Raw genomic sequence first — 26,433 nt, 5'->3', positions numbered from 1 at the left:
AACTCCTCCTTTGACGTAACCTGTACTTTTAGATTTTCATTACATATACATTTCTAATGTTACGTTTACTTTCTGAGTCTATAGTATAAAAAAAAAAAGGTCAAATGAAATGAGTGTTTGATGAGAAAAATCAAGCACAACTTCTTTATCATGCAGACCTTCTGTACAACGAAAAAAGCTTAAGCGGGTTCTTTCTACCAGCGCTTAAGCTCTATTTTTATTATATTTAAACTTTTAAGAAACGACGCATCGAAGTGACTGCTCCAAGTGAGCCAATCAAGATTCCGATAAGGAAAAGCAAACCAATCATCATTGGGACAAAGCTTTGTGCAGGCAAGAGGTATAAACTCTGTGACTTCAAGCTTGGCGTAAAGCTTGAAAACGCAAGATTATAAAGCCAAGCAATTAAAGCACTCGGAAGAATTGCTCCAAGCAGTCCCACCCAAGCTCCTTCAAGGAAGAAAGGCCAACGGATATAACCGTTACGTGCCCCAACCAGTCGCATGATTTGGATTTCACGCTGACGTGACATGATGGTGATACGAATTGTATTTGAAATGAGGAAAACGGCAACCAAAATGAGAAGTGCTGCAGCTGCCCCGCCCCAAATCTTAACATTATTTCCTAAAGCAAGGATACGTTCTGTATTGGCGCCACCGTAGTTGGCAGATTGGATACCTTCTATTTTTTCAATAGACTGAGCAACTTTTTCTACATCCTGTGGGTTATCCGCTTCGACAATATAAGCATCGTAGAGGGGATTTGCATCGCCTTGGAAAAGAGACCACGCATTCCCTAGTGTTTCTGTCAATTGCTTAAGTTGCTCATCCTTACTTGAAAACTTAACTGAACGGATGGCTGGAATTTTTTCAATTTCTGAATAAATTTTTCGATAGTTGGGGTTATCGATTTTTTTATTAGCATTCTTAGGATCTTCTATTTGCTTGTCCATATCATGAACGTTCAATTCCATATATGCAACAACACGAACATTTTTTTCAATATCGCTTGATAACTTCGCTGTATTTAAAATAACGGATAAGAAGATTCCTACCAAGGTCAAAGTAATCATGACAGAAGAAACTGCTGCTACAGTCATCCATCCATTACGGCGGAGATTTTTCAGTGATTCTAACAAATGTTTAAAGAAATTTCTAATCATCGTAACCGTAATCTCCTTCCGCTTGATCTCGAACAATGCGTCCATTTTCAATAGCAACAACACGGTGACGTAATGTATTTACGATTTGGCTGTTGTGTGTTGCCATCAAAATAGTCGTTCCTTGCAGGTTAATCTTTTCCAACAAGTTCATAATCTCCCATGAATTTTCTGGATCCAGGTTCCCTGTAGGCTCATCAGCAATTAAAAGCTTTGGTGCATTGGCAATAGAACGCGCAATGGCAACACGCTGTTGCTCACCACCTGAAAGCTCATCAGGAAAAGAACGCAATTTGTGCTTAAGGCCAACAAGATCTAAAACTTCATTGACACGCTTTTTGATTTCGCGTGGACGTTTACCAACAACTTCCATCGCATAAGCGATATTTTCGTACACTGTTTTCTTAGGTAGAAGTTTGTAGTCTTGGAAGACAACACCAACAGAACGACGCAATAAAGGAACATCACGACGTTTAAGTTTCATCAAGTCAAATTTAGCAACAATACCTGTTCCTTTGTCAATCTTTAACTCATGATAAAGCAGTTTGATAAAGGTCGACTTACCAGCTCCAGACGGACCAACAATATAAACAAACTCTCCTGCTTCTATATCAAGAGAAATGTTGCGTAATGCTGTCGTTCCGTTAGAGTACTTTTTTGATACATTATTCAATTTAATAATATTCATTATCTTTAGTCTCCATTGAATTGTTTTGCAACTTCTTTTCTATGTTATTCTATACAAATAGAAATAAGAAAACCCTTTTATAAGGAGTTTACAACTCCAAAAAAGCAAAGGTCTTCTCATTATACCAGATAAAAAGATTTTTAGGTATAAATTACATTACTGATTTTCGGAGAAGTTACAAAAAACTTTCTAAAACATTACTCATCTACATTTTCCAACGCAGATAGGCGTGGATAAATCCATCCAAATCACCATCCATTACCTTGTCAATTTGTCCGGTTTCGTGTTCTGTTCTGGTGTCTTTAACTAACTGGTAGGGCATAAAAACATAAGAGCGAATTTGACTTCCCCATGAAATATCTGCTTGATCTCCACGAAGTTCATCAACTTCGGCTTGTTTCTTGTCCATTTCTAGCTGATAAAGTTTAGACTTCAGCATAGCCATAGCTTTATCACGGTTTCCATACTGTGTACGATCCATGGTAGAGGCAACAACAATTCCTGTAGGAATGTGTGTTAAACGGACTCCCGTGGAAACTTTATTGACATTCTGTCCCCCTGCACCGCCTGAGCGGAAGGTATCCATCTTGATATCCGCATCTCGCACATCTACTTCGACTGTATCATCAAGCTCTGGCATGACATCAACAGACGTGAATGAAGTATGACGACGATTTTGTGAGTCAAAGGGAGATATACGCACTAAACGATGGACGCCTTTTTCACCACGTAAAAAGCCGTAAGCATTGCGGCCCTCAAATTTTAATGTAGCTGACTTTAATCCAGCTACATCACCGTCTTGATAATCCAAAATTTCAACTTTGAAGCCATGAGCGGCGCCCCAGCGTTCATACATACGCATGAGCATGCTGCCCCAGTCTTGAGACTCTGTCCCTCCTGACCCCGGATGAATTTCTAAAATCGCATTCATGTGGTCATAGGGTTGATTGAGCATGATTTCTAATTCATAAGTTTCAATCTTCTTGTCCAGTTTTTCGATATTCTCTTCAAGTTCATCCTGCATATCTTCATCAGTTTCTTCTTGAAGCATCTCCAACAAGACCTCGCTGTCTTCATGCAGTCTTGCAATAGACATGAAGTTTTCGTACTTAGCCTTAAGTGCATTAGATTCATCAATAACCTTTTGAGCTGCATCATTATCATCCCAAAAGTCTGGCTCTGCCATATCATTATCAAGCAAAGCAATTTCTTCTTCTAGACGATCTAGGTCAAGCGAACTCCGAAAGTCCTCGACTTTCTGCCCATAAGACTCTAGCTTGTTTCTCATTTCAGATAGTTCCATAAGCTCCATTTTATCATATTTGTCCCAAAAAAGACAGTAGACCAAATGCTGTTCACGGAATTTTCACAGAAAATGAAAGCCCCATCCAAATTCCAATAATGTGCAAAAGAATAAAAACGTTGAGCAATCATATTACAGTTTGATTTTTTCGCCTTGTCTATTTTCTGGCATATTGACAAAATTTTATCGGCTGTAAAAGTGACATTAATGCTCCTCTTTTTCTCTTCGTCTGATTTTGTGTTTATTTTCAAGTTTTTCAATGGCCCATTCTGCTGCATCAACTATATAATCTCGGACATCATTTTCAGCAATATCATGTAATTTAGGCAAAGCTGTGCGATCATTGGCATTGCCCAGCGCATAAATGGCATTACGCTGAATCGGATTTTTCCCACGCCAGCTTCCAGCCATATTTCCAAATTTATCCATGAAGGCCTTGTTTGACAAGTCCAAGAGTGGGAGTAACTCAGGGTTTGTCAATTCAGGATCCGGCTCCATTTCTGGATGAAAATGACTATTTATCCCCTTATTATAGGGACATACAACTTGACATATATCACAACCATAGATGACGGTTTTAATTTTTTCACGAAATTCCTCTGGCATGGCGCCGCGCGTTTGGGTTTGGTAAGACAAACAGCGTTGTGCATTAAGCCGCCCATCTCCTAATAGAGCACTTGTCGGGCAAAAATCTACACAACGTGTACAAGAGCCACACCCGTAGTCCACAGGTTGATCCGCCTCAATCTCTAGGTTTGTCACTAACTCCCCTAAAAACAACCAGGAACCATATTCCTTACTCACGAGCAGGCCATTTTTTCCGATAAATCCAAGACCAGCACGCGCAGCTACTGCCACATCAATGAGAGCCCCCGTATCAACCATTGCTTTGTAATTAAAAGAACCCGCCAACTGCTCTATTCCTTCAGCCAAATCTTTTAATTTTTTCTGTAGGACATGGTGATAATCTTCGCCCCAGCTGCCTCGTGAAAAGGAACCACGGCGAAACGCCGTCTTTTGCGGCTTACTCTCAGCTTTATTTGGATAAGCGATACCAATCGAGATAATCGTTTTTGCATCCTCTAAAGACAACCTAGGTTGCAGACGTTCATCAAGATTTTTATGTTCAAACCCTGATGTATGCCCCGCCTCTTTTTGTTCAATCAAAGACGCACGCAGATACTCAAAATCATCCGCTTTGCTAAAACCAATTTTCTGAATATTAAGTTCCACCGCAAGTTTTTGGATTTCTTCTTTTAAACTTTTCATCGCTTAACCCTTTCTTTATACCCATCTTAACATAATTTCTAACAGCAGTTTCAATAATTATGGTAAAATAAGCTTTAGATTATTAAGAAACACGGGGTAAAATATGGCTTTCGACGGTATTTTCTTACATCATATGACAGCTGAAATTTCCGAAGTTCTCAAAGGAGGACGAATCCAAAAAATCAATCAGCCATTTGAACAAGAACTTCTTTTAACTGTACGTTCAGGACGGATTTCACATAAACTATTACTTTCGGCACATCCAACCTTTGGACGCATTCAAATCACAAAGACCGAATTTCAAAATCCGCAAAATCCCAATAATTTTGTCATGATTTTACGCAAGTACCTCTCTGGTGCTTTTATTGAAGAGATCGAGCAAGTAGGCAATGATCGCCAATTAATTTTCCATATCTCAACCAAGGATGAGATTGGTGATTCTATGCAGATTGCACTGGTTGCCGAAATCATGGGGAAACACAGTAACATTATCCTCATGGATAAAAGCAGCAATAAAATTATCGAAACCATTAAACACGTTGGCTTTTCTCAAAACCAGTACCGAACACTTCTTCCTGGCTCAACTTACATTGCACCACCTACAACAGAAAAGATAGACCCTTTCCATGCCTCAGATGAAAAGATTTTTGAAGCCTTACAGACACATAAACTCCAAGACACTTTCCAAGGTATTGGTCGTGATAGTCTTCAAGCTTTAGAAGGATTGACACTTCCTGAGTTTAAGGAGAGGCTCTATACAGTTCTTCCTTCTATCTACCCCAATGATAAGTTTTCCGCTATCAAATTAAACGAAAACTATCAAGCCTTTTCCAATTTGTCTGAGATGCTTGATGTTTACTATGCGGATAAAGCTGAACGCGACCGTGTAAAGCAGGTTGCAAGTGAAGTCATCAAAAAAGTTCAAAATGAACTCAAGAAAAATCGTGACAAGCTAAAGAAACAGGAAGCTGAATTACGTGCAACTGAAAATGCTGAAATTTTTCGGCAAAAAGGCGAGTTATTGACAACATTTCTGCATCAAGTCCCCAACGATAAACCTGAGGTAATACTTGATAATTACTATACAAATAAACCCATTACGATTAGCCTCAATCTCGCACTCAGTCCTTCACAAAATGCACAGCGTTACTTTCACCGCTATCAAAAACTAAAACAGGCCGTAAAATTTTTAGATGAGCAAATCAAAAACACCAAACAAACTATTGCTTATCTCGAATCTGTTGAAGCCAATCTTACCCATGCTGACGTGGTCGAAATTACAGATATTCGTGAGGAGTTAATCCAAACAGGATTTATTAAAGCCAGACATCGCAACAATAAAAAGCAAAAAATGCTTCCACCAGAAAAATATCAGGCAGAGGATGGTACGGTTATTTTGGTAGGAAAGAACAATCTCCAAAATGAACAAGTCAGTTTCAAACTCAGCCGTAAAGGGGATCTTTGGTTCCACGTTAAAGATATTCCTGGCTCACATGTGTTAATCACTGGCAATCCTAACCCTTCCGATGAAACCATCACTTTCGCAGGAGAACTCGCTGCATACTTCTCTAAAGCCCGTTATTCCAACCTGGTTCAGGTTGATATGATTGATGTTAAGAAACTCCATAAACCAACAGGAACCCCTCCTGGTTTTGTGACTTATACAGGACAAAAAACCATTCGTGTCACTCCAGATGAAACGCGAATCAAAAAGGCAAGGATAAAGTAAAAAGTTCATAAATATTTTTGTGAATTTTTCTTTAGCCCCCAATATTTTTGTATTTTTGTAAAAATTGTCAAAACTCCTTTGAAATACGGAAATTTTTGACATCTCGCGAAGGCGTTTTATACTTTGATACAGAAAGTTCTTTATAAAAGCCCTTTTATTTGTTATAATGAAATGTAATTATTTTGTCTGAAGTGTAGTTATATTGGGGCTTTCAGTAAGTTTCTCTTTTTAATTTTAACTTTAGTCATTATGCCATAAAAATTTTTAGAAGGAGCCGCCATGGCCAACGAAAATGTTATCCAAATGATTAACGTTACCAAAAAGTTTGGTGACTTTGTCGCAAATGACAAAATCAACTTGGAGCTGAAAAAAGGTGAAATTCATGCTTTGCTCGGTGAAAATGGTGCCGGTAAATCAACTTTGATGAACATGCTCTCTGGTCTTCTGGAACCTACAGAAGGTGAGATTCATGTTAACGGCAAACTTGAGCAAATAGACTCCCCGACAAAAGCTTCACAGCTTGGTATCGGTATGGTTCATCAACACTTTATGCTGATTGATGCCTTTACCGTTACTGAAAACATCATGCTGGGAAGTGAAGTAACAAAAGGTCTAAGCCTTGACCTAAAAACAGCTCGAAACAAGATTGTTGAATTGTCTCAACGTTATGGACTTGCTGTCGAACCAGATGCGCTTGTTCGCGATATATCTGTAGGACAACAACAACGCGTAGAGATATTGAAAACACTTTATCGTGGCGCAGATATCTTAATTTTTGATGAGCCCACAGCCGTGTTGACCCCCTCTGAAATCACTGAACTCATGTCCATCATGCGTAATTTGGTTAAGGAAGGTAAGTCTATTATCCTTATCACCCACAAACTTGATGAGATTCGTGCTGTAGCAGATCGTATTACCGTTATTCGTCGTGGTGTTTCTATTGAAACTGTTGAGCTGGGTGATAAGTCAAACAAAGAACTTGCTGAGATGATGGTGGGGCGTTCCGTTTCGTTCAAAACGGAGAAAGAAGCTGCAAATCCTCAGGAAGTCGTGCTTTCCATAGACAACATCTCCGTTAAAGAAAAACGTGGCTCTTTTGCTGTTAAGGGACTTTCCCTAGACGTACGTGCTGGTGAAATCGTCGGGCTTGCAGGTATTGACGGAAATGGTCAAACCGAACTAGTCAAAGCAATCACAGGTTTGATGAAAATTGACTCTGGTTCTGTTAAACTCAAAGGAAAAGATATCACAACACATAAACCACGTAAAATTATTGAAGATTCTGTTGGACATGTTCCCGAAGACCGTCATCGTGACGGTGCTATCCTTGAGATGACTGTTGCAGAAAACATTGCTCTTCAGACTTACTATAAAGCCCCATTAAGTAAATACGGTTTCCTTGACTACAACAAAATCAACGCCAAGGCCCGTGAACTCATGGAAGAGTTTGACGTTCGTGGTGCTAGCGAGATCATTCCTTTCAAATCACTCTCAGGCGGAAACCAACAAAAAGCCGTTATTGCACGTGAAGTTGATCGCAATCCTGATTTACTCATTGTTGCTCAACCGACCCGTGGACTTGATGTCGGTGCCATTGAATACATCCATAAGCGCTTGATTCAAGCACGTGATGAAGGTAAAGCAGTTCTCGTTGTTTCTTTTGAACTCGATGAAATCCTTAACGTTTCTGACCGTATTGCTGTAATTCATGACGGACAAATCCAAGGAATTGTAAATCCTGAAACCACAAGCAAACAAGAGCTCGGAATTCTTATGGTCGGAGGTAATATTAATGAACAGCAAAACTAAAAAAATCCTTGTACCTGTCATTGCCGTTCTTTCGGGTTTTGCGATTGGTGCAATTATCATGCTCCTCTTCGGATTTAATCCCATTTATGGTTACGAAGATTTAATTATCGGTGCCTTTGGTACACCACGTGCCATTGGTGAAACACTTCAAACAATGGGACCTTTAATCCTTTGTGCCTTAGGTTTTTCAGTAGGTATGAAGGCTGGTCTCTTCAATATTGGTATGTCCGGCCAAGCGCTTGCTGGTTGGATTATGTCCATGTGGTTCGCTTTGAGTTTCCCTGATATCCCCAAACCGATAATGCTTCCTTTAGTAATTATTATCGGGATGTTCTTCGGTGCGCTCATGGGGGCTATTCCTGGTATCTTGCGTGCTTTTCTTGGAACATCAGAAGTCATTACTACCATCATGCTTAACTATGTCATCCTCTTCATGTCAACATTCTTGATTCATGATGTCTTTAGTTCAAAGATTATGATGCCAAACTCAAGTGACCAAACACAATTAATCAGTTCAAATGCTTCTTTCCGTACAGCCTGGCTGTCTGATTTAACCAATAATTCTACCTTGAACATTGGACTCTTCATTGCCCTAATCGTTCTGATTATTATGGCCATTGTCCTTTCAAAAACAACGCTTGGTTTCGAAATCAAAGCAGTTGGGTTAAATCCAGATGCTTCTGAATATGCAGGAATTTCAGCAAAACGTACCATCATCATGTCTATGATAGTAGCTGGTGCTCTCTCAGGTCTTGGAGGCGTCGTTTACGGCTTCGGATATATGCAAAACTTCGTGACCCAATCAGTAACACTTGATATTGGTTTCAACGGTATGGCTGTTGCCCTCTTGGGCGAAACAAACCCAGTAGGAATTCTGTTTGCTGCCTTCTTATTCTCAATGCTTCAAACAGGCTCAGGTAACATGAGTAATATTGATAATATTCCGCCACAAATTGTACAAATCGTGACAGCTACAATTATCTTCTTTATCGCCGTTAAATTTATTATCGAAAAGGTTCTCCCAAATGTTAAGAAGAAAGGAGAAAAAGCATAATGAATGTTGTAGACACACTACAAATTATAGTTGCAAATATGCTCATTTACTCAACACCCTTAATTTTTACAAGTATTGGTGGTGTTTTCTCCGAACGTGGCGGTATTGTCAACGTTGGGTTAGAAGGAATCATGACAATGGGAGCATTCAGTTCTGTTGTCTTTAACCTCGCTCTCAGTGAAAGCTTTGGTGATCTCACACCTTGGCTGGGTATTCTCTTTGGAGCCTTTGTCGGTGGTATTTTCTCTCTCATCCATGCTGTTGCAACAATTAACTTCCGTGCCGATCATATCGTATCTGGTACTGTCCTTAACTTGATGGCACCTGCACTTGGCGTTTTCTTGATTCAAACTTTCTACCATGCAGGTCAAGTCAACATCAGCAACCAAATCGGTTACTGGAATTTCCCCGTCCTATCGAAAATTCCAGTAATTGGACAAATATTTTTCTCACAAACTTCACTACCAGGATTCATTGCAATTCTTGTTGCCTTTCTTTCTTGGTATATTCTCTTTAAAACGAAATTCGGTCTCCGCCTTCGCTCTGTTGGTGAAAATCCTCAAGCAGCAGATACTTTAGGTATTAATGTTTACCTTATGCGTTACTCCGGCGTAATCATCTCTGGTATCCTCGGTGGTATCGGTGGAGCTATCTACGCACAATCTATCTCAGGAAACTTCTCTGTAGCGACCATTGCTGGACAAGGGTTCATCTCGTTAGCAGCGATGATTTTTGGTAAGTGGAATCCTATTGGAGCAATGCTTGCCTCCCTTCTCTTCGGTCTCTCAACATCACTGGCTGTAGTAGGTGGACAAATTCCTGTGATTAAAGAAATACCTTCTGCTTTCCTTCAAATGGCGCCATACGTTGTAACTATCATCGTTCTCGCTGCCTTCCTCGGAAAAGCTGTTGCGCCTAAAGCTGATGGTGTCAACTATATCAAAACAAAATAAGTCATAAAAGCATTTCAAGTCTGAAATGCTTTTTTTGTGTTCTTGTAAGACTATGGAGTTTTCTACAACCTCTTCATTTATCTCATCATTCTGGATGGTTACTTATTTATTTTTGAAATAAGTTTTTTGAGGAAATAAACAAGTGTGAGGATTAAAACAAGTGTTACTATAAAAATAATGCTGACTATGATCAATTATTATAAACCACTATTCTATTCGAATTATCTAGCCTTACTCGGACCCATCCTGTCCAAGAGAGCACATTATGTATTGGAGTATTGAAGCCAAACCGTGCTGTTGCCTGCCTGCTATGATTAACTTTTACATTAGATGTTCGAACAGGCATTGCAATGATGTAATTTAAGTCATATGTGGAAAGAATCACTTGCTCTCCCTTCTGCATAAACTGTAGAGACTGGTAATAATTTTTCTCATAATATTTCCTTTCTTTTTGTCTTCTTCTGGTTGTACGATTTAATCTCCTTTATAAATTATTTTTTTACAAAAACTTCCTTACACATCTATTATACATTGAAATTTAGGCAAAAAATTAAACCATGCCAAATGTGTCCTATTTTATTAATTTTTCATAATTTTCCTGATACCACTCCTTCATGAGTCCGTTTTGCTTAAGGGACATATCACAGACTTCCTGCATAATCACTTTGTGTCTTTCTTCTCCTGTTTCTCTATAGCTGTATAAACTTTCCACAAAATGATAAGTTGTCTTAGTCAGCTCATCCGACTCCCGTAAAAACTCCTTGGAAAAATCTAAAAAATATCTGGCTGCTATAGATTTTTTTCTTTTTATTCGTGACAGTGCAATTTTCAGTCCTGCTAATGCTAATCGTCGTTGACAAAAAAAGCGATCCTCAAAGAGATATTTTAAACTTAGAATATCTGTACATATCAATTTTAGATTACTTGAACTCAGGAGATATGCGGTATGCTGAAAAACAAAGAGTTCATAATTTGTCCATAAATCTACTGTCATGAAGAACCCCTCCAGTTCCCTGATCTCCTCACAAGAAATTTTCTCTAAAAGAACTTTGATACTTAGGGATAGAAACAAAAATCTCCCACATTCTTTCGTTTCAAGATAAAATTTTTGGAGAGCAGGCTTATCTCCCTTATAATAAGCACCATCAATGTCTTGAAGCAAAGCGCCAAAGGGTTCTTCTGCTCCCTTATTGAGCAAGAAACTATAATCTTGTAGACTAATGTTCATCTCTTGCAACATGGCATATATTGTGTCAAACCCCAACATGATTATACTTGTCTCAAACAGTTTAATCTGATGACTTGTCACTGGAATATCTGAGAAATCTTGGAGGGAAAATCCTCTTTGTTCTCTTAATCTCTTAAATACCTTTCCATACCTTGGATATATTTTTTTATCATGTGTTGCATGATAAAAATCATCTAGACTAAAATCTAACCTCTGTAATAATGCTTCTAGCTTAGATATAGGAAAATCAGTTTCTCCTTTTTCATATCTTGTCAAAGTTCTCCGAGGTACAATATCTTCCATTTCCTTTAGGGAGACCTTTCTCGCTTTTCTTATTTTTTGAAAAAGTTCTCCATAATTCATAGTACTCATTTATCCTATATTTCTATCTCTTTCCATATATTTTTACTTCTCTATGCTTAATACGAAAAAAAATGATAAAAATAACAAAAAAAATACCCAAATACTGGGCATTTTTCCAATAAATACTAATTTTTAGCAGCTGATGCAAATTCTTCTTTAGAGAAAGCTTCGTCCAAAATTTCTTTAAGCTGCTTAGCTGAGGCTTGCATTTTTTGCAATTCAGCATCGTTCAATGGAATGTTTACTGGGCGAACGATACCTTTATCACCAACGATAGCTGGTTGACCAATGTAAAGATCTTCAACGCCTTCATATTGTCCCTCTTGGAAAGTTGAGAGTGGCAATACAGCATTTTCATTGTCAAGGATAGCTTTAGTGATACGTGCTAAGGCTACAGCGATACCATAGAAAGTTGCACCTTTCTTCTCAATGATAGAGTAGGCAGCATCACGAACTGACTCGAAAAGTTCAACCAATTCTTCTTCTTTTACGCCACGGCTATCTTTAAGGAATTCTTCAAGATTAACACCGGCAACGTTAGCGTGTGACCATACAGCAAACTCTGAATCTCCGTGCTCACCCATGATATAAGCATGAACTGAACGTGCATCAATATCAAGTTTTTCTGCCAAAGCTTGACGGAAACGTGCAGAGTCAAGTGAAGTTCCTGAACCAATCACGCGTTCTTTAGGGAAACCTGAGAATTTCCATGTTGCATAAGTTAAGATATCAACAGGGTTAGCAGCAACAAGGAAGATACCATCAAAACCAGAAGCTACAATCTCAGTAACCACTTGTTTAGTGATACGCAAGTTCTTCTCAACGAGATCCAAACGCGTTTCACCTGGTTTTTGTGGTGCACCAGAAGTCAACACAACCAAGTCAGCATCATGAGCATCAGAATAATCCGCAGAGTAGATTTTTTTAGGAGAAGTAAACGCAAGTGCGTGTGAAAGGTCTTCTGCATCACCTTGTGTTTTTTCTTTGAAAATATCTACGATACCTAATTCTTGCGCAATTCCTTGGTTTACAAGTGAAAAAGCATAGCTTGAACCTACGGCACCATCACCAACGAGGATAACTTTTTTATGTTGTTTAGTCATAATTGTTCATTCCTTTCCTGAATGCAATAATAATGTTTACTGTACTATTATAGCATTTTTTCACAATCCTGTCACATTAGAAAGTGATTTATATCACATTGTAACGCTTACATTTTAATTATCATAAATAGCTGAAGTTATTGACTGAAAAACAAAGTATATTTTTGCTTTTTATTGGTAGCAGCAGCCTTTTATTATATGAAAAAACGCCTTTTACAGGCGATTAATCTTAGAATAAACTCTTGAAAATTATTTGATTGTACGGATACGCATGGTATTTGTACGGCCTGAACCAACTGGTACACCAGCAACAATAACGATATTATCACCTGACTCTACTAGACCAGAAGCTAGTGCAGCTCTCTCAGCTACTTCAAACATATCATCTGTTGAATCTGGTTTATCCATAAGCATTGGGATAACACCCCAGTTAATCATAAGTCCACGCTCGACTTTTTCGTCAAAGGTGATTGCCAAAATATCAGCTTCTGGACGATATTTAGAAATCAAACGCGCAGTTGCCCCTGACTCAGTCAAAGCAACAATAAGTTTAACCTCCATTGATTCTGCAGCATTTTTAACTGCTGAAGCAACAACTTCCGTTACTGAATCTTTATCACAGTTTTCTGGGTGAAGGCGACCGTACTCTTTCAACAATGTTTGAGCATTTTTGTTAACGGTAGCCATTGTACGAACTGATTCGCGTGGGTATTTACCATTCGCAGACTCACCTGAAAGCATTGTTGCATCAGTACCATCAATAACTGCGTTGAAGACGTCAGAAATCTCTGAACGTGTTGCACGTGGTTTTTCAGTCATAGATTCAAGCATGTTTGTCGCTGTAACAACAACCTTACCTGCTTGGTTAACTTTACGGATGATTTCTTTTTGGAACACAGGAACCATCTCGAACGGTACTTCAATACCCATATCACCACGGGCAATCATGATACCATCAGCTGCATCTATGATTTCATCAAGGTTATCAATACCTTGCTGATTTTCAATCTTAGCCAAAAGTTGTACGTGTGTATTACCAGTTTCTTCAAGAATAGCACGTACTTCGTTAACGTCTTTAGCAGTACGTACGAATGAGATTGCGATGAAGTTCAAACCATTTGGTTGTGAAAGTCCGAAACGGATATCGTCGTTGTCACGTTCTGCAAGCGCGGGGAAAGGAATTGTAGTGTTAGGAATGTTAACACCTTTTTGTTTACCGATAGCACCATCGTTTTGTGCCACAACATCAAATTCACGTGCTTCAACGTCTTTAGCAGCTACTGTAAGTCCCAATTTACCATCATCGATAAGGATTGTTTGACCTACCTCAACATCGTCAAAGATGTCCAATCCACCAGCAACATTCAAAGCAATATTATCACGTGTTGATTTCAAACCTTGTTTTGTAGAAACACGGAATTTATCACCAGTAACATATTTGTATTCGTCTGCACCATCTTCGAATACTTCAGTACGCATCTCAGGACCTTTTGTATCAAGCAAGAACCCAACTTTACGACCGGCAATTTCTTCAGCACGAAGAACAGTCGCCATACGTGCAGCCTGCTCCGCGTGGTCACCATGTGAGAAGTTGAAACGGAAAACATCTGCACCTTCATTGATTAAATCTGCAATTGTTTGTGCTGATGTTTCAACATCAAGTTCTTCTGCCCAGTATCCTTTTTCTCCGAATTTTTTACCGCCACGAGTTTCTACCGCAGGTCCAAGTGTTGAGACAATTTTTACGCGTTTGTTCATTTTGAGTAATTCTCCTATTTTATATAAATATACCTCTTACCTAGTAAAATGTGAATACCCTATATTTTAGATGAGCACAAAAATATCTAGACAAGATGATAACTAATAACTTAATTAAATTTGATGTCAAGATTGTTTAAATCAGCATTTAAACGATAGAGTTCCAATCCAGCTTTATGCGGATTGTTAACAACGATTTTACCTTCTTCTGTCAGACTGAAAAGTGCCCCTTCTTCTGCAGTACCAAGGATTGGGCTTTCGACAAGTTTTTCATTACGAATGCCGACAGCAACCCCACCGATGCCATCACGAAGTAGTTCAACCGCACGTGCGCCCATACGAGATGCGAGAACGCGATCTCGCGGTGTAGGTGAACCACCACGTTGAATGTGACCAAGCACAGAGACACGAAGGTCAGAATCGTCACCAGCAGCTTTGAGTTTCATGGCAAATTCTTCACCCGACATAACGCCTTCAGCAACAACGATGATGTGGTGATTTTTCCCTTTCGCATAACCTGACTTGATGTTACGAACGATGCTTTCAAATTTGAATTCTTTCTCAGGAATTGCAATATCATCAGCCCCTGCTGCTATACCAGACCAAAGAGCGATATCTCCAGCATTACGTCCCATAACTTCAACGACAAAAGTCCGGTGATGAGATGATGACGTATCACGAATTTTGTCAATAGCATCAACAACTGTTGATACAGCTGTATCAAACCCAATAGTAAAGTCTGTACCAACAATGTCGTTATCGATAGTACCAGGAAGCCCTACTGCAGGGAAGCCATGTTCAGTTAAACGCATAGCACCATGATAAGAACCGTCACCACCAATAACAACGACACCTTCAATGCCGTGCTTCTTAAGTTGTTCAATACCCGCAAGCTGCCCTTCAAGTTGAGCAAACTCTGGGAAACGCGCTGAATACAAGAAAGTACCACCACGTCCAACTTTATCACCAACACTTGCTGATGTCAGTGGGAAAATATCGCCTGCTACCATCCCTGCATAGCCGTGGTTGATACCGTAAACTTCGATATCTTCAGAAATCGCTTTACGAACAACAGCACGAATGGCTGCGTTCATACCTGGTGCATCACCACCAGAAGTCAAAACTGCAATGCGTTTCATTAAAGTTTTTTCCTCCATCATATCCGATACTTAATTTGCAAAAGCAAATTTAAAGTTCAATTTTTGTTTCATGTTTATTATATCACGATATGAAAAAAAAATCTCTTTAAAACGCTATGATAGCGTTTTTATTTGCACTTTGCTAAATGTAATGGTTTTCAACTCGCAAAAAATTCCTACTGTTTATAAGTCTATTTTCTAGACTGTCAAATAAAAAAAGGTGCTCTTATAGACAACTTTTCCTTTCATAATATTAAGCTTGATAACGTTTCACGCCATCAAGATAAGTTGCAACAAGTTCAAGATGTTCGTCAAGAACAATAAAGTCCGCATCCAAACCTTCTTCGATTTGACCACATAGATTATCGATTTTTACAGACTTCGCAGCGTTTAAGGAAGCCATTTTAATCGCTTCAGCTGCTGTTGCAATTTGCCAGTCCACAACATTTTTCACTGCATCTTTGAGAAGCAGAATGGAGCCTGCAAGATTGCCACCTTCTTTCAAACGTGCAGCTCCATCTTTAACAATAACTGGAAACTCACCAAGATAGTATTCTCCATCACTCAGCCCTGCTGCACGCATTGAATCGGTAATCAATACGATATGGTCCGTGCCTTTTTCACGCATCAAAATTTGACATGCTTCTGGGCGCACATGAAAACCATCGCAAATAAGTTCCGCATAAGTATTTGGCAAGTTGAACACCGCACCAACCATGCCAGGCTCACGGTGATTAAGACCACGCATACCATTAAAGGCATGTACCCACATTGAAGCACCAGCTTGAACAGCTGCTACTGCATCTGCATAAGTCGCGTTTGAGTGACCAAGTGCAACAGTAAAACCATGTTCCACCGCTTCTTTAACAAAGGCAGTTGACCCTTCACGTTCTGGTGCAATACCAATCTTAATCGGCAGCCCTTTTGCTGCTGCATCATATTGTGCAAGTTCGTCATATGAAGGATCACGCATATATTTAGGATTTTGAGCGCCTTTGAATTCCTCGGTAAAGTAAGGACCTTCAAAGAAAAGACCACGAATTTTAGCTCCCGCTGCCTTGCCTACATTTGAACCGATTTCATCTGCAATTTCCAATAATTCTTCATGACTAGCAGTTACAGCCGTTGGGAAAAAGCTCGTAACTCCTGCAGCAAGTAACCCCTCACTCATGGTTTTGATGATGCCCTCAATCTTACGATCATTAGTATCTGCACCACCAAAACCATGGATATGGGTATCTACTAATCCTGGTGCAATGATTTGTCCTGAATAATCTAAAATTTCTGACCCGACTGGTGCCTCCGCTGTCCATTGTCCAAATTTACCGTTACTAATCTGCAAGAAACCACCCGTCTTCACTTCATAGGGATAGAAAAATTTATCTGCTTTAATATAATAGGCCATAACCCGCTCCTCCGCTGCTCTGTATTCACCAATATTCTAACATTCAACAATAAAAAAGTCAAGAATTGGTATATATCAATGCTCGACTTTTTATTATTCTTTATTTAGATAATTCTAGCAATTTTTGCTTAATCTCATCTTCCATCTTGATTAGCTCTTGCTCAGACTGTTGACGTTTTTGACGTCCGTCAGACTGGATACGCATTGTTTCCTGAATCGTGTCAATGAGATTCTGTTGTGTTACTTTCAGCGTTTCAACATCAATAAGACCACGTTCATTTTCTTCTGCTGCTTCGATAGTTGAAGACTTAAGCATTTCAGAGTTCTTGCGAAGAAGATCATTTGTTGTTTCAGAGACGATACGTTGACTAGCCAAAGCATCCTTTTGCTTAAGCAAAGTCAAGGCAATAGCAACCTGATTTTTCCAAAGTGGAATAGCAGTATTGATTGACGTTTGAATTTTCTCCGCAAGCTCTTGATTCGTATTTTGAATCAAGCGGATTTGCGGTGCTTGTTGAATCGTCAGTTGACGAGCCAAGCGTAAATCATGTGCACGCTTGTCCAATCTATTTTTATAAGCCTCAAGATCACTAACTTTTTGAACGGCGAGAGCCCCATCATCACCTGTCCCTTGCGCTTCTCGTCGTGCTGCTGGAAGAATTTCCTGCTCAAGTTCTTCAATTTTGAGTTCAGCACCAGCAATGTATACATTGAGTGCTTTAAAGTAGTTTAGATTTTCATCATAGAGCTTGTCAAGCATTTCATTGTCTTGCAACAAGCCCTGTTGCTCATTATTTAGCTTGGCTGAAATTTTGTCAATACCAGCACCGATTTTTTGATATTTTTGTGTTACCTCAAAAATTGACTTTTTAACCTTGCCAAACATCCTTTGGAAAACACTTTTATTTTCAGCGACAAGTTCATTGGGGTTAGCTTGTTGTAAATTATACATTAAGTCAGTCAAAGAACCACCAACTTCTCCCAAATCTTGTGCTTGAACCTTGTCCAAAACACTTTGGGAAAAAGCCGAAATTTTATCTTGAGCATTTGCACCATAAGCAATTACTGACTGTGAGCTGTTCTCATCCAACTGCTTCGCTAATTCTTTAGCTTTGGCCAGTTCTTCTGGACTCAATGCATCTATTGCACGTAGAGATGCTCTTTGGTGCATATCTACCAACTCTGTCTTTTGACTTTCCGAAAGAGCCTCTGCTTCTTTTACAACCTTATCATCATTAATTAATTCATCTAAAATAGGGTTTTCCATTGTTACTCCTTAATCAAACTTTACTTCATGCTTAATGACATTCACATCATCCATCAAAATATCATGATAGTTTTTAGAAATGTTGGATGATAATGTCTTAATCAAAAGCAATGTTTCATCCATATCACGCTCTATTTCTTGAGTTTTTACAGATTGTTTTTGCATCTCAGTATACTTCTCGGTTAATTTTACCATATTTGGCAAGTCTTTATAGAGAAATTCATTCTGTTTCGTTAACTGTGTAGGATTCTGCACAATATATTTGAACAGGAGTTTACTTGCTTCAATACCACCTGTTACTGAATCAACGACTTCTAACTCATCGCTTCTTTTCGTGTTTGCTTCCCATTTTTCAATATTCTCTTTAGCATCAGCTAGAGTGTCACGAAAGATTTCAATGTCGCTTTCAGAAAGCCCTGCTTCTTGGTAGCGCTGGATATTCTCTTTACGTGCTGGCTTTTTCGTTGGCTTATCCTTTTTTATAGTTTTCCTTCTCAGCAAACTTATAAGCCAAAGTGCTACTAGTAGAACTAGAATTGTCCGTATAAATCCAGACATTCCATTCATCATAATCCCTGTCATATGCATTTTTAGCCTCCGTTCTTGTCTCCTGTTATAACAAGCTTTCTTTTCTTATTTCATTTTCATCAGCCAAATGGCTATACTTTAATTTTATCATATTCTGAGAAAAACTTTTCAGACTTTCGTATGATTTCAAACAGAGGATAAGCTTAGTTTGAGAAATGTTAATCAAGGACATGTCTTTTTTATCGGACTTATACGCGATAGCTTTTCATTCTGCTTTTAAAAGGCTTTCATGTTTTCAGTGAATTTTAATACATATTGTGGTAAAATGAGAATGTCTTGGGCTCTTAGTAGCTACGATATACTAGTAAAGGAAAAAGTATGAATCCACAAAAAATTGCCGTGCTTGGTCCTGGATCATGGGGAACTGCTCTTTCACAGGTTCTTAATGACAATGGGCATGAAGTACGTATTTGGGGAAATAATGTTGACCAAATTGCTGAAATTAATGAAAAGCATACCAACGAACGTTACTTCAAGGGAATTACTTTGAATCAAAATATTTCGGCCTACACAGATCTTGAAGTTGCCTTGGCTGATGCTGATGCTCTTCTCTTCGTAGTTCCAACAAAAGTAACACGCTTGGTTGCTCAACAAGTCGCCCAAGTCCTTAAACATAAAGTGACAGTTATGCATGCATCTAAAGGGCTCGAACAGGGGACTCACAAACGTATTTCTTCAATACTTGAGGAAGAAATTCCAGAAGAATACCGAAGTGAAATTGTTGTGGTTTCTGGTCCATCGCATGCCGAAGAAACAATTCGGCGTGACATTACTTTAATCTCTGCTGCCTCAAACGATTTAGCAACGGCTAAATATGCGCAAGAAATTTTTTCCAATGATTATTTCCGGCTTTACACCAACACTGATGTTATTGGTGTAGAAACAGCGGGTGCTTTGAAAAATATTATTGCTGTTGGTGCTGGTGCTTTGCACGGTCTTGGTTTTGGTGATAATGCCAAAGCAGCAATCATCACACGTGGTTTAGCCGAGATTACACGTTTAGGAGTCGCTATGGGAGCTCAGCCCCTCACTTACAGCGGTTTATCTGGTGTAGGCGACTTGATTGTTACTGGAACTTCGATTCATTCACGAAACTGGCGTGCTGGTGATGCACTTGGACGCGGTGAAAAGCTCCCAGATATTGAAAAAAATATGGGGATGGTAATCGAAGGGGTATCAACAACTAAGGCTGCCTACGAGCTCGCTCAGAGTATGAACATTGATATGCCAATCACAGAAACAATTTACAAAGTTCTTTATGAAGATTTGGATGCACGTGAAGGTATCTTAGATATCATGAGACGCGAAACACGCGCTGAAAACGAATTCAGCATTTAAACTAAAAAGGAGAAACTTTTTCAAAATGACTAAAACTGTTCAAAAACAAAAAGTAAGAAAAGCAATTATTCCTGCAGCGGGGCTTGGGACACGCTTTCTTCCAGCAACAAAGGCTCTCGCCAAGGAAATGTTACCTATTGTTGATAAGCCAACAATTCAATTTATTGTTGAAGAAGCTCTAAAATCTGGTATTGAAGACATCCTTATCGTTACCGGCAAAGCAAAGCGTCCTATCGAAGATCACTTTGATTCAAATATCGAATTGGAGCAAAATCTCAGAGAAAAAGGTAAAACTGAACTTCTAAAACTCGTTGAAGAAACAACTGACATCAATCTTCATTTCATTCGTCAAAGTCATCCTATGGGACTTGGACATGCGGTTCTTCAAGCGAAGGCCTTTGTTGGAGATGAGCCTTTTGTGGTTATGCTTGGCGATGATCTCATGAATATCATGGGAGACGGGACTCCTTTAACAAAAGAATTGATTGCCGATTATGAAAAAACTCATGCTTCTACAATTGCAGTCATGAAAGTTCCACACGAGGATGTAGATAAATACGGTGTCATCGCCCCTGAAGGTGAAGTTTCTAAGGGTCTCTATAATGTAGCAGAATTCGTTGAAAAACCAGCTGTTGAAGATGCTCCTTCTGATCTTGCTATCATTGGTCGTTACCTCTTAACTCCTGAGATTTTCCAAATTTTAGAAAGACAAAAACCTGGTGCAGGAAATGAAATCCAATTGACCGATGCCATTGAAACTTTAAACAAAACCCAACGTGTCTTTGCACATGAGTTTACAGGTAAGCGTTATGATGTTGGAGACAAGTTTGGTTTTGTCGAAACAACTATAGAGTATGGGCTCAACCATCCACAAATCAAGAATGAACTGCAAAATTATATCATCGCAAAAGCCAAAGAACTTTCAAAAGCCGAAGCAAAAACTGAAAAATGATGTAAAGCTGTCCGAGAAATGGGACAGCTTTTTGTAACCTTTTATCTAGCATGACAAAACTATTCCAAACTTCTTATTTTGTCTAATTTATGCTATCATGGAGGAGATGAAATTTTTCAAAGAAATCAAGATTAAAGCTCTGGATATTGTCATTATTCTTACCTTGCTTACTGCTTCATTTTCTGTTTTCTTTCTTACACCGAGTGAGGATACTGGAGCAAAAGCTCAGCTGCGTATTCAAGGAAAAGTAATTCGAACCTTTGACCTAAACAAGAACCAGAGCTGGACCTATCACTCTGATGATGGAGATTATAATGAAATCCAAGTAAAAGACGGAGCTATCGCTGTCATTAAAGCCTCTTGTCCTGACCAAATAGATGTACAACGTGGTTTTATTGCAAAAGTTGGCGAGACGATTGTTTGCTTGCCGCATCACTTGGTCATTGAAGTTGTCAGTGGACAACAAGATTCGGGAGTAGACTATAACGGATGAATGTAAAAGAAAATATCTATGTGGCTCTACTCACTTCAGCCGCTGTTGTCATGGGAATTTTTGAGAGTTGGATCCCCTCTTTTTTCGCTTTTGCTCCCGGAGCAAAAGTTGGTTTAGCCAATCTGGTTATGATTATTGCAATCTTTACCCTCAACTGGCGTAAAGTTTGGACAATGCAAATTTTGCGGTTACTGATTACAGCACTATTCACTGGTTTTTCTGTTTTTATCTACTCTGCCGCTGGAGCAGTTCTAAGTCTCTTGGCGATGTATCTCATGAAACAGTTAGGACCGCGCCGGGTTTCTCTCATTGGTATTTCTGTTGTGGGTGGTTTCTTTCACAATCTAGGACAGCTTGCTATTGCCTCACTTTTAGCAGGAACAAGCACAGTGCTGCTCTATTTACCTTGGCTATCTTTTTTCGGAATGCTTGCAGGATTTGCTATTGGTGTCGGAGGCAATCAACTTATTCAGCGGGTAGAACCAATTCAGTTATTATTTATCAAAGAAAGTAAAAAATGGACGTAAAAAATACAATTTGGTCAGAATATCCAAAATTAAGAGCCTCATTAACTAAGGTTCAAAAGTTAATGAAGCAACAAGTTGGCATCAAAAATGAAGACATTAAGTCGGCTATTTTTGATCTCTTTGATGCAGGCGGTAAAATGCTGCGCCCTGCTTACTTATTGATGTTTGCTGATTTTACAACTATGGACAATAAACATAAAATTGCCTTGGCTGCCAGTGTCGAAATGCTGCATACTGCAACACTTATCCATGATGATATTGTAGATCAAGCAGACACGCGACGTGGTGTGGAGACCTTATCTAAAAAGTACAATCCGTCTATTGCAGTTTATGCTGGCGACTATTTATTTGTTGCTGTTTTCAAACTTTTAGCAAAATATTCCTTTGATTTGCCCAATCTGACAAAAAACATCGGTTCTATTGAAAGATTACTTGGTGGTGAGCTGGGGCAATTGAATAAACATTTTGATTTTGAACAAACAATGGATGACTATCTCCAAAATATTTCTGGTAAAACAGGTGAACTTTTTGCTATGTCATCATCAATCGCTCCTCTCATTATGAAAAAGGTTCACTTATCTGAACTCGCTTATAATATCGGCATGGATATTGGTATTGCCTTTCAAATTATGGATGATTATCTCGATTATGCTAGTAACAGCGAAACTCTGGGTAAACCTGTACACGAAGACATTAAACAAGGCATCTTTTCTGCTCCTGTTCTCTTCGCTTTAGAAATAAACCATGAACATGTTAAAGCTTTAATTCAGAATGAACAATTTGATGAAGTTTATACCTTTATTCAAGAATCTGGAGCACTCACTAAAACCAAAGATTTAGCCAAAGATTATACAAACAAAGCCCTCAGGCTAATCAATAAACTGCCTGAGGGGGATACTCGTGATAATCTCAGCACTATTACAAAAAAACTTTTGGAACGGAACTTATAATGAACCCTGAAGAATTTTACACGCAACTTGAAGCTTTTGATATTTTCTTAAGTGAACAACAAAAGGAACAGTTTGAACGCTATTTTGAGCTTCTCGTTGAATGGAATGAGAAAATTAACCTCACAGCAATTACAGAGAAAAAAGAAGTTTTCCTCAAACATTTCTATGATTCTGTAGCGCCGATTCTCTATAGGCTCATTCAGAATGAACCGCTAAAAATCCTTGATATTGGTGCTGGAGCTGGTTTCCCAAGTTTACCAATGAAGATTATTTTTCCGGAATTACAGGTTACAATTATTGATTCCCTAAACAAGAGAATTAACTTCTTGTCACTTTTGACTAATGAGCTAGATCTGGAACATATTACATTACTGCATGGTCGTGCTGAGGACTTTGGACAAAATCCCGACTACCGTGGACAGTTTGATATCGTGACGGCACGTGCGGTTGCTCGACTTAACGTACTTTCTGAGCTTACGCTTCCCTTCCTCATGAAAAATGGACGCTTATTGTCACTTAAAGCTGCTAAGTTTGACGAAGAACTTAACGATGCTAAAAACGCTATTGCTGTTTTGGGCAGCAAATTCATTGAGCAGATAGATTATCAACTTCCCAACGGTGACGAGCGCCATATTGCTATCATTGAAAAGAAAAAAGAAACACCCAAAAAGTACCCACGTAAAGCAGGCACTCCAAATAAAAAACCTCTTTAATAAACTTTCCCCAATGACATAAATACCGAAAAAATGAAAAACGCTTAAGACAGCTAAACAATACTGTCGCCAAGCGTTTTTATTTTATATTCTGGTCTACCTTTATTTCAGTTGCATTTTTCTTTTCTAAAAGTGACCATTCCACTCATTTTTAATTGTTTGATAGGCTTGCATCGGATTTTCGGCGCGGGTGATTGGGCGTCCAACAACAATATAATCTGAGCCAATAGTACGCGCTTCTGCTGGGGTTACGACACGTTTTTGATCTCCTTTAGCAGCCCCTGCCGGACGGATGCCAGGCGTCAAGCAGATGAAATCTGGACGGGTTACACTTTTAATCTTTTGAACCTCATGGGCTGAACATACAACACCATCTAAGCCAGCCTCATCCGTACATTTAGCGTAGTGTAGAACAGATTCTTCCAAGCTTGTCATAATCATTTGATCATGTTGCATACTTTCTTGACTTGTGGAAGTCAGCTGGGTGACAGCAATCAAATCTGCAACCTTTTCTCCAGCAGGTGTTCCAGCAATCAACCCTTCTTTAGCTTGCTGCATCATCTCAATACCTCCAGCAGCATGAACATTAATCATATCTATTCCTAAACGCGCTAAACCCTTCATGGCTGAACCAACTGTATTTGGAATATCATGGAGTTTCAAATCTAAGAAAACATCATGGCCTTGGAATTTAAGGAAATCCACAACAACAGGTCCTTCTTGATAGAGGAGCTCCATCCCCACTTTGACATAGAGTTTTTCGTGATCATCAAAACGCAGTAAAAAATTCTTTACGTCGCGTAAGCTTGGGAAGTCGAGGGCTACCATTGGTCTTGATTCATGCATTTTCTTTTTTCTCCTTTTTTACTTCTTTACGTAATTCTTCTAAACTTTCAATCCCATACTTATCCATAAGTTCAGGAAGTTCATTAATAATGTTCGGACACACATAAGGATCGGAAAAGTTTGCTGTCCCTACTGCAACCGCACTTGCACCAGCCAAATAAAATTCAAGAACATCTTGTGCGGTCATTACACCACCCATTCCAATAATCGGTAAATCCACTGCTTGTGCCACTTGGTGCACCATTTTTAAAGCTACTGGTTTAATCGCTGGTCCTGAGAGACCACCTGTAATATTGGCTAAGATAGGTTTACGTGTCTGCAGATCGTAACGCATTCCCATTAAAGTATTGATCATCGTAATTCCATCGGCTCCTGCTGCTTCTACGGCCTGAGCGATTTCCACGATATCCGTCACATTTGGCGAGAGCTTGACGTACAGTGGGACATCCGCTACTTCCTTACAAGCCTTGACCAAATCATGAGCAACCTTCGAATCTGTACCAAATGCTTGTCCGCCATGCTTTACATTAGGACAAGAAATATTGAGCTCGATAGCTTTAACATTTGGAGCTGTCCCTATTTTATCGCAAACAGCTACATAATCATATTGTTCAGAACCGGCTACGTTAGCAATAATAGGCAACTCAGGGAAATTTTCATAGAGCCAAGGTAACTTGTCTGTCATCACCACATCAAGTCCGGGATTTTGTAGCCCAATCGCATTGAGCATGCCAGCATTCGTTTCTGCCACACGCGGTGTTGGATTCCCATACCGTGGTTGAAGCGTTGTAGCCTTAATCATTATGGAACCCAGCTGATTCAGATCATAATAGCGTGCATAGTCCTCACCAAAACCAAAGCAGCCTGAAGCAGGCATAATTGGATTTTTAAGGTTCAACCCGGGAAGTTCTACTGCAAGTCGATTCATTATATTACTACTCCATTTCCTTTAAATACCGGCCCATCTTGACATACTTTTAAAGCATGATTTGGGTCTTTTTTATCAGGGACAACGCAAGCATAACACGCACCAATTCCACAAGCCATACGTGCTTCCATTGACAGATACAAGCGCTCTAGATTTTCAAATTTTGTGGCAACAGCTTTTAACATCATTGGTGCGCCGCAAGCATAAACTGCATCTGCTTCTTGGTCAAGCTGGTTTAATAACTGTCCAATGTGTCCGTGGTAGCCATAAGAACCATTATCTGTCGCTACTTTTACCTGAACATTAGGGAGTTGCGCAAACTGTTCTTCAAGAATCTTAACTTCTGCACGTGCAAATCCAAGTAAAACCGTAATGGCACAGTCTTTTTTACTCAGCTGTTTCGCCAACTCATACAAGGGGGGAACACCTATTCCTCCACCTATAATAAGGACTTGATCTGTTTTTGTCACTTCATCAACTGGAAATCCTTTACCTAAAGGGCCCAGAATATCTACTGATTGTCCTGCAACCATTTTTGACAAAAGATAAGTGCCAGTGGTTTTATCCCCTCGACGGTAGAGTAATGTACACGTCTTTTCCTGCTTATTCCAACTTGAAATCGAAATCGGTCGCCGTAAAAGTAAATCTTGACTGGGAACTTTTAATTGCAAAAACTGTCCTGCCATTTCCATGTCATTCACCAAATCGCCTTGCAACACCAACTCAAAAATGTCTTCAGCAACTTCTTTCTGACTGACAATAAGCATCTCTTCTTGAAGCTTCATTACTCCTCCTTTTTGTAAAACGATTTTATTATCCAATCTGTTCTGCAGGTCCAAGCTTTACTTACGCGAAAAATCCACAGCTCGCT

General features: G+C 39.2%; 24 protein-coding genes. 10 read left to right on the top strand and 14 right to left on the bottom strand.

The window, feature by feature from the left end:
• Window positions 1-226: 226 nt before the first annotated feature.
• From ftsX to queG, 4 genes are all read right to left on the bottom strand, one after another.
• On the bottom strand, window positions 227-1,162 hold the full coding sequence (gene ftsX / locus NFR51_RS05860) for a permease-like cell division protein FtsX (RefSeq protein WP_202230990.1): 936 nt from the start codon (window positions 1,160-1,162) through the stop codon (window positions 227-229).
• Window positions 1,155-1,847: a cell division ATP-binding protein FtsE gene (ftsE, locus tag NFR51_RS05855; protein WP_251422258.1), complete on the bottom strand. Its 693-nt coding sequence runs from the start codon at window positions 1,845-1,847 to the stop codon at window positions 1,155-1,157. The genes ftsX and ftsE overlap by 8 nt, the downstream gene beginning before the upstream one ends.
• A gap of 205 nt (window positions 1,848-2,052) precedes the next feature.
• Window positions 2,053-3,150 carry a peptide chain release factor 2 gene (gene prfB, locus NFR51_RS05850; RefSeq protein ID WP_251712803.1) on the bottom strand — a complete coding sequence of 366 codons (1,098 nt, stop codon included), beginning with the start codon at window positions 3,148-3,150 and terminating at the stop codon, window positions 2,053-2,055.
• Window positions 3,151-3,354: 204 nt separating this feature from the next.
• On the bottom strand, window positions 3,355-4,419 hold the full coding sequence (gene queG, locus NFR51_RS05845) for a tRNA epoxyqueuosine(34) reductase QueG (RefSeq protein ID WP_251712802.1): 1,065 nt from the start codon (window positions 4,417-4,419) through the stop codon (window positions 3,355-3,357).
• 103 nt (window positions 4,420-4,522) lie between these two features.
• On the opposite strand from queG, the gene NFR51_RS05840 reads away from it, so the two are divergent.
• From NFR51_RS05840 to NFR51_RS05825, 4 genes are all read left to right on the top strand, one after another.
• Window positions 4,523-6,148 (top strand): Rqc2 family fibronectin-binding protein, encoded by a 1,626-nt coding sequence (locus tag NFR51_RS05840; protein ID WP_251712801.1) that lies wholly within the window; start codon window positions 4,523-4,525, stop codon window positions 6,146-6,148.
• A gap of 279 nt (window positions 6,149-6,427) precedes the next feature.
• Window positions 6,428-7,957: an ABC transporter ATP-binding protein gene (locus NFR51_RS05835; protein ID WP_251712800.1), complete on the top strand. Its 1,530-nt coding sequence runs from the start codon at window positions 6,428-6,430 to the stop codon at window positions 7,955-7,957.
• On the top strand, window positions 7,941-9,011 hold the full coding sequence (locus NFR51_RS05830; RefSeq protein WP_202230984.1) for an ABC transporter permease: 1,071 nt from the start codon (window positions 7,941-7,943) through the stop codon (window positions 9,009-9,011). Before NFR51_RS05835 ends, NFR51_RS05830 begins: the two co-directional genes overlap by 17 nt.
• Window positions 9,011-9,964 carry an ABC transporter permease gene (locus tag NFR51_RS05825; protein ID WP_251712799.1) on the top strand — a complete coding sequence of 318 codons (954 nt, stop codon included), beginning with the start codon at window positions 9,011-9,013 and terminating at the stop codon, window positions 9,962-9,964. The genes NFR51_RS05830 and NFR51_RS05825 overlap by 1 nt, the downstream gene beginning before the upstream one ends.
• Window positions 9,965-10,535: 571 nt before the next feature.
• Here the strand turns inward: NFR51_RS05825 and NFR51_RS05820 are convergent.
• The 7 genes from NFR51_RS05820 to NFR51_RS05790 form a co-directional block, all read right to left on the bottom strand.
• Window positions 10,536-11,555, bottom strand: a complete 1,020-nt coding sequence (locus NFR51_RS05820) for an Rgg family transcriptional regulator (RefSeq protein ID WP_251712798.1) — start codon at window positions 11,553-11,555, stop codon at window positions 10,536-10,538.
• Between the two features lie 125 nt (window positions 11,556-11,680).
• The gene (locus NFR51_RS05815; protein WP_237459985.1) at window positions 11,681-12,658 is read right to left on the bottom strand and encodes an L-lactate dehydrogenase; all 978 of its coding nucleotides are present in this window, start codon (window positions 12,656-12,658) and stop codon (window positions 11,681-11,683) included.
• 249 nt (window positions 12,659-12,907) lie between these two features.
• On the bottom strand, window positions 12,908-14,416 hold the full coding sequence (pyk, locus tag NFR51_RS05810; RefSeq protein ID WP_202230981.1) for a pyruvate kinase: 1,509 nt from the start codon (window positions 14,414-14,416) through the stop codon (window positions 12,908-12,910).
• 110 nt (window positions 14,417-14,526) lie between these two features.
• The gene (gene pfkA, locus NFR51_RS05805) at window positions 14,527-15,555 is read right to left on the bottom strand and encodes a 6-phosphofructokinase (protein ID WP_202230980.1); all 1,029 of its coding nucleotides are present in this window, start codon (window positions 15,553-15,555) and stop codon (window positions 14,527-14,529) included.
• Between the two features lie 253 nt (window positions 15,556-15,808).
• Window positions 15,809-16,960: an N-acetylglucosamine-6-phosphate deacetylase gene (gene nagA, locus NFR51_RS05800; protein WP_251712797.1), complete on the bottom strand. Its 1,152-nt coding sequence runs from the start codon at window positions 16,958-16,960 to the stop codon at window positions 15,809-15,811.
• A 100-nt stretch (window positions 16,961-17,060) separates the two neighbouring features.
• A complete protein-coding gene (locus tag NFR51_RS05795; RefSeq protein WP_251712796.1) occupies window positions 17,061-18,227 on the bottom strand; it encodes a toxic anion resistance protein in 1,167 nt (388 codons plus the stop codon).
• A 9-nt stretch (window positions 18,228-18,236) separates the two neighbouring features.
• The gene (locus tag NFR51_RS05790; protein ID WP_251712795.1) at window positions 18,237-18,815 is read right to left on the bottom strand and encodes a 5-bromo-4-chloroindolyl phosphate hydrolysis family protein; all 579 of its coding nucleotides are present in this window, start codon (window positions 18,813-18,815) and stop codon (window positions 18,237-18,239) included.
• A gap of 318 nt (window positions 18,816-19,133) precedes the next feature.
• Between NFR51_RS05790 and NFR51_RS05785 the strand changes: the two genes are divergently transcribed.
• From NFR51_RS05785 to rsmG, 6 genes are all read left to right on the top strand, one after another.
• Entirely contained in the window at window positions 19,134-20,153 is a 1,020-nt protein-coding gene (locus NFR51_RS05785) for an NAD(P)H-dependent glycerol-3-phosphate dehydrogenase (RefSeq protein ID WP_251712794.1), read from the top strand.
• 25 nt (window positions 20,154-20,178) lie between these two features.
• On the top strand, window positions 20,179-21,105 hold the full coding sequence (galU, locus tag NFR51_RS05780) for a UTP--glucose-1-phosphate uridylyltransferase GalU (protein ID WP_251712793.1): 927 nt from the start codon (window positions 20,179-20,181) through the stop codon (window positions 21,103-21,105).
• 97 nt (window positions 21,106-21,202) lie between these two features.
• The gene (locus NFR51_RS05775) at window positions 21,203-21,598 is read left to right on the top strand and encodes a NusG domain II-containing protein (protein WP_251712792.1); all 396 of its coding nucleotides are present in this window, start codon (window positions 21,203-21,205) and stop codon (window positions 21,596-21,598) included.
• Window positions 21,595-22,125, top strand: a complete 531-nt coding sequence (locus tag NFR51_RS05770) for a Gx transporter family protein (RefSeq protein ID WP_251712791.1) — start codon at window positions 21,595-21,597, stop codon at window positions 22,123-22,125. Before NFR51_RS05775 ends, NFR51_RS05770 begins: the two co-directional genes overlap by 4 nt.
• On the top strand, window positions 22,116-23,075 hold the full coding sequence (locus NFR51_RS05765; protein WP_251712790.1) for a polyprenyl synthetase family protein: 960 nt from the start codon (window positions 22,116-22,118) through the stop codon (window positions 23,073-23,075). The genes NFR51_RS05770 and NFR51_RS05765 overlap by 10 nt, the downstream gene beginning before the upstream one ends.
• A complete protein-coding gene (gene rsmG / locus NFR51_RS05760; RefSeq protein ID WP_251712789.1) occupies window positions 23,075-23,788 on the top strand; it encodes a 16S rRNA (guanine(527)-N(7))-methyltransferase RsmG in 714 nt (237 codons plus the stop codon). The genes NFR51_RS05765 and rsmG overlap by 1 nt, the downstream gene beginning before the upstream one ends.
• 126 nt (window positions 23,789-23,914) lie before the next feature.
• Here the strand turns inward: rsmG and pyrF are convergent, their stop codons facing one another.
• From pyrF to NFR51_RS05745, 3 genes are read right to left on the bottom strand one after another with little or no spacing between them, the layout of a single operon-like run.
• Entirely contained in the window at window positions 23,915-24,634 is a 720-nt protein-coding gene (gene pyrF, locus NFR51_RS05755) for an orotidine-5'-phosphate decarboxylase (RefSeq protein ID WP_251712788.1), read from the bottom strand.
• Window positions 24,627-25,562: a dihydroorotate dehydrogenase gene (locus NFR51_RS05750; protein WP_251712787.1), complete on the bottom strand. Its 936-nt coding sequence runs from the start codon at window positions 25,560-25,562 to the stop codon at window positions 24,627-24,629. Before NFR51_RS05750 ends, pyrF begins: the two co-directional genes overlap by 8 nt.
• Window positions 25,562-26,371: a dihydroorotate dehydrogenase electron transfer subunit gene (locus NFR51_RS05745; protein WP_277613156.1), complete on the bottom strand. Its 810-nt coding sequence runs from the start codon at window positions 26,369-26,371 to the stop codon at window positions 25,562-25,564. The genes NFR51_RS05750 and NFR51_RS05745 overlap by 1 nt, the downstream gene beginning before the upstream one ends.
• Between the last annotated feature and the right edge of the window lie 62 nt (window positions 26,372-26,433).

The sequence above is a fragment of the Lactococcus ileimucosae genome (assembly GCF_943193185.1).
Taxonomy (GTDB): domain Bacteria; phylum Bacillota; class Bacilli; order Lactobacillales; family Streptococcaceae; genus Lactococcus; species Lactococcus ileimucosae.
Note: the sequence above shows the minus strand (reverse complement) of the source record. Positions and strands in the feature narration are given on the sequence as shown.

Excerpts from the sequence above, each read along its gene's own strand:
- nagA (WP_251712797.1), bottom strand. The coding sequence starts at position 16,960 with ATGGCCTATTATATTAAAGCAGATAAATTTTTCTATCCCTATGAAGTG.
- NFR51_RS05790 (WP_251712795.1), bottom strand. The coding sequence starts at position 18,815 with ATGCATATGACAGGGATTATGATGAATGGAATGTCTGGATTTATACGG.
- rsmG (WP_251712789.1), top strand. The coding sequence starts at position 23,075 with ATGAACCCTGAAGAATTTTACACGCAACTTGAAGCTTTTGATATTTTC.
- NFR51_RS05770 (WP_251712791.1), top strand. The coding sequence starts at position 21,595 with ATGAATGTAAAAGAAAATATCTATGTGGCTCTACTCACTTCAGCCGCT.
- NFR51_RS05765 (WP_251712790.1), top strand. The coding sequence starts at position 22,116 with ATGGACGTAAAAAATACAATTTGGTCAGAATATCCAAAATTAAGAGCC.
- NFR51_RS05750 (WP_251712787.1), bottom strand. The coding sequence starts at position 25,562 with ATGAATCGACTTGCAGTAGAACTTCCCGGGTTGAACCTTAAAAATCCA.
- galU (WP_251712793.1), top strand. The coding sequence starts at position 20,179 with ATGACTAAAACTGTTCAAAAACAAAAAGTAAGAAAAGCAATTATTCCT.
- queG (WP_251712802.1), bottom strand. The coding sequence starts at position 4,419 with ATGAAAAGTTTAAAAGAAGAAATCCAAAAACTTGCGGTGGAACTTAAT.
- ftsE (WP_251422258.1), bottom strand. The coding sequence starts at position 1,847 with ATGAATATTATTAAATTGAATAATGTATCAAAAAAGTACTCTAACGGA.
- NFR51_RS05825 (WP_251712799.1), top strand. The coding sequence starts at position 9,011 with ATGAATGTTGTAGACACACTACAAATTATAGTTGCAAATATGCTCATT.
- pfkA (WP_202230980.1), bottom strand. The coding sequence starts at position 15,555 with ATGAAACGCATTGCAGTTTTGACTTCTGGTGGTGATGCACCAGGTATG.
- NFR51_RS05840 (WP_251712801.1), top strand. The coding sequence starts at position 4,523 with ATGGCTTTCGACGGTATTTTCTTACATCATATGACAGCTGAAATTTCC.
- NFR51_RS05820 (WP_251712798.1), bottom strand. The coding sequence starts at position 11,555 with ATGAATTATGGAGAACTTTTTCAAAAAATAAGAAAAGCGAGAAAGGTC.
- ftsX (WP_202230990.1), bottom strand. The coding sequence starts at position 1,162 with ATGATTAGAAATTTCTTTAAACATTTGTTAGAATCACTGAAAAATCTC.
- prfB (WP_251712803.1), bottom strand. The coding sequence starts at position 3,150 with ATGGAACTATCTGAAATGAGAAACAAGCTAGAGTCTTATGGGCAGAAA.
- NFR51_RS05835 (WP_251712800.1), top strand. The coding sequence starts at position 6,428 with ATGGCCAACGAAAATGTTATCCAAATGATTAACGTTACCAAAAAGTTT.
- NFR51_RS05815 (WP_237459985.1), bottom strand. The coding sequence starts at position 12,658 with ATGACTAAACAACATAAAAAAGTTATCCTCGTTGGTGATGGTGCCGTA.
- NFR51_RS05830 (WP_202230984.1), top strand. The coding sequence starts at position 7,941 with ATGAACAGCAAAACTAAAAAAATCCTTGTACCTGTCATTGCCGTTCTT.
- pyrF (WP_251712788.1), bottom strand. The coding sequence starts at position 24,634 with ATGCATGAATCAAGACCAATGGTAGCCCTCGACTTCCCAAGCTTACGC.
- pyk (WP_202230981.1), bottom strand. The coding sequence starts at position 14,416 with ATGAACAAACGCGTAAAAATTGTCTCAACACTTGGACCTGCGGTAGAA.
- NFR51_RS05795 (WP_251712796.1), bottom strand. The coding sequence starts at position 18,227 with ATGGAAAACCCTATTTTAGATGAATTAATTAATGATGATAAGGTTGTA.
- NFR51_RS05785 (WP_251712794.1), top strand. The coding sequence starts at position 19,134 with ATGAATCCACAAAAAATTGCCGTGCTTGGTCCTGGATCATGGGGAACT.
- NFR51_RS05775 (WP_251712792.1), top strand. The coding sequence starts at position 21,203 with ATGGAGGAGATGAAATTTTTCAAAGAAATCAAGATTAAAGCTCTGGAT.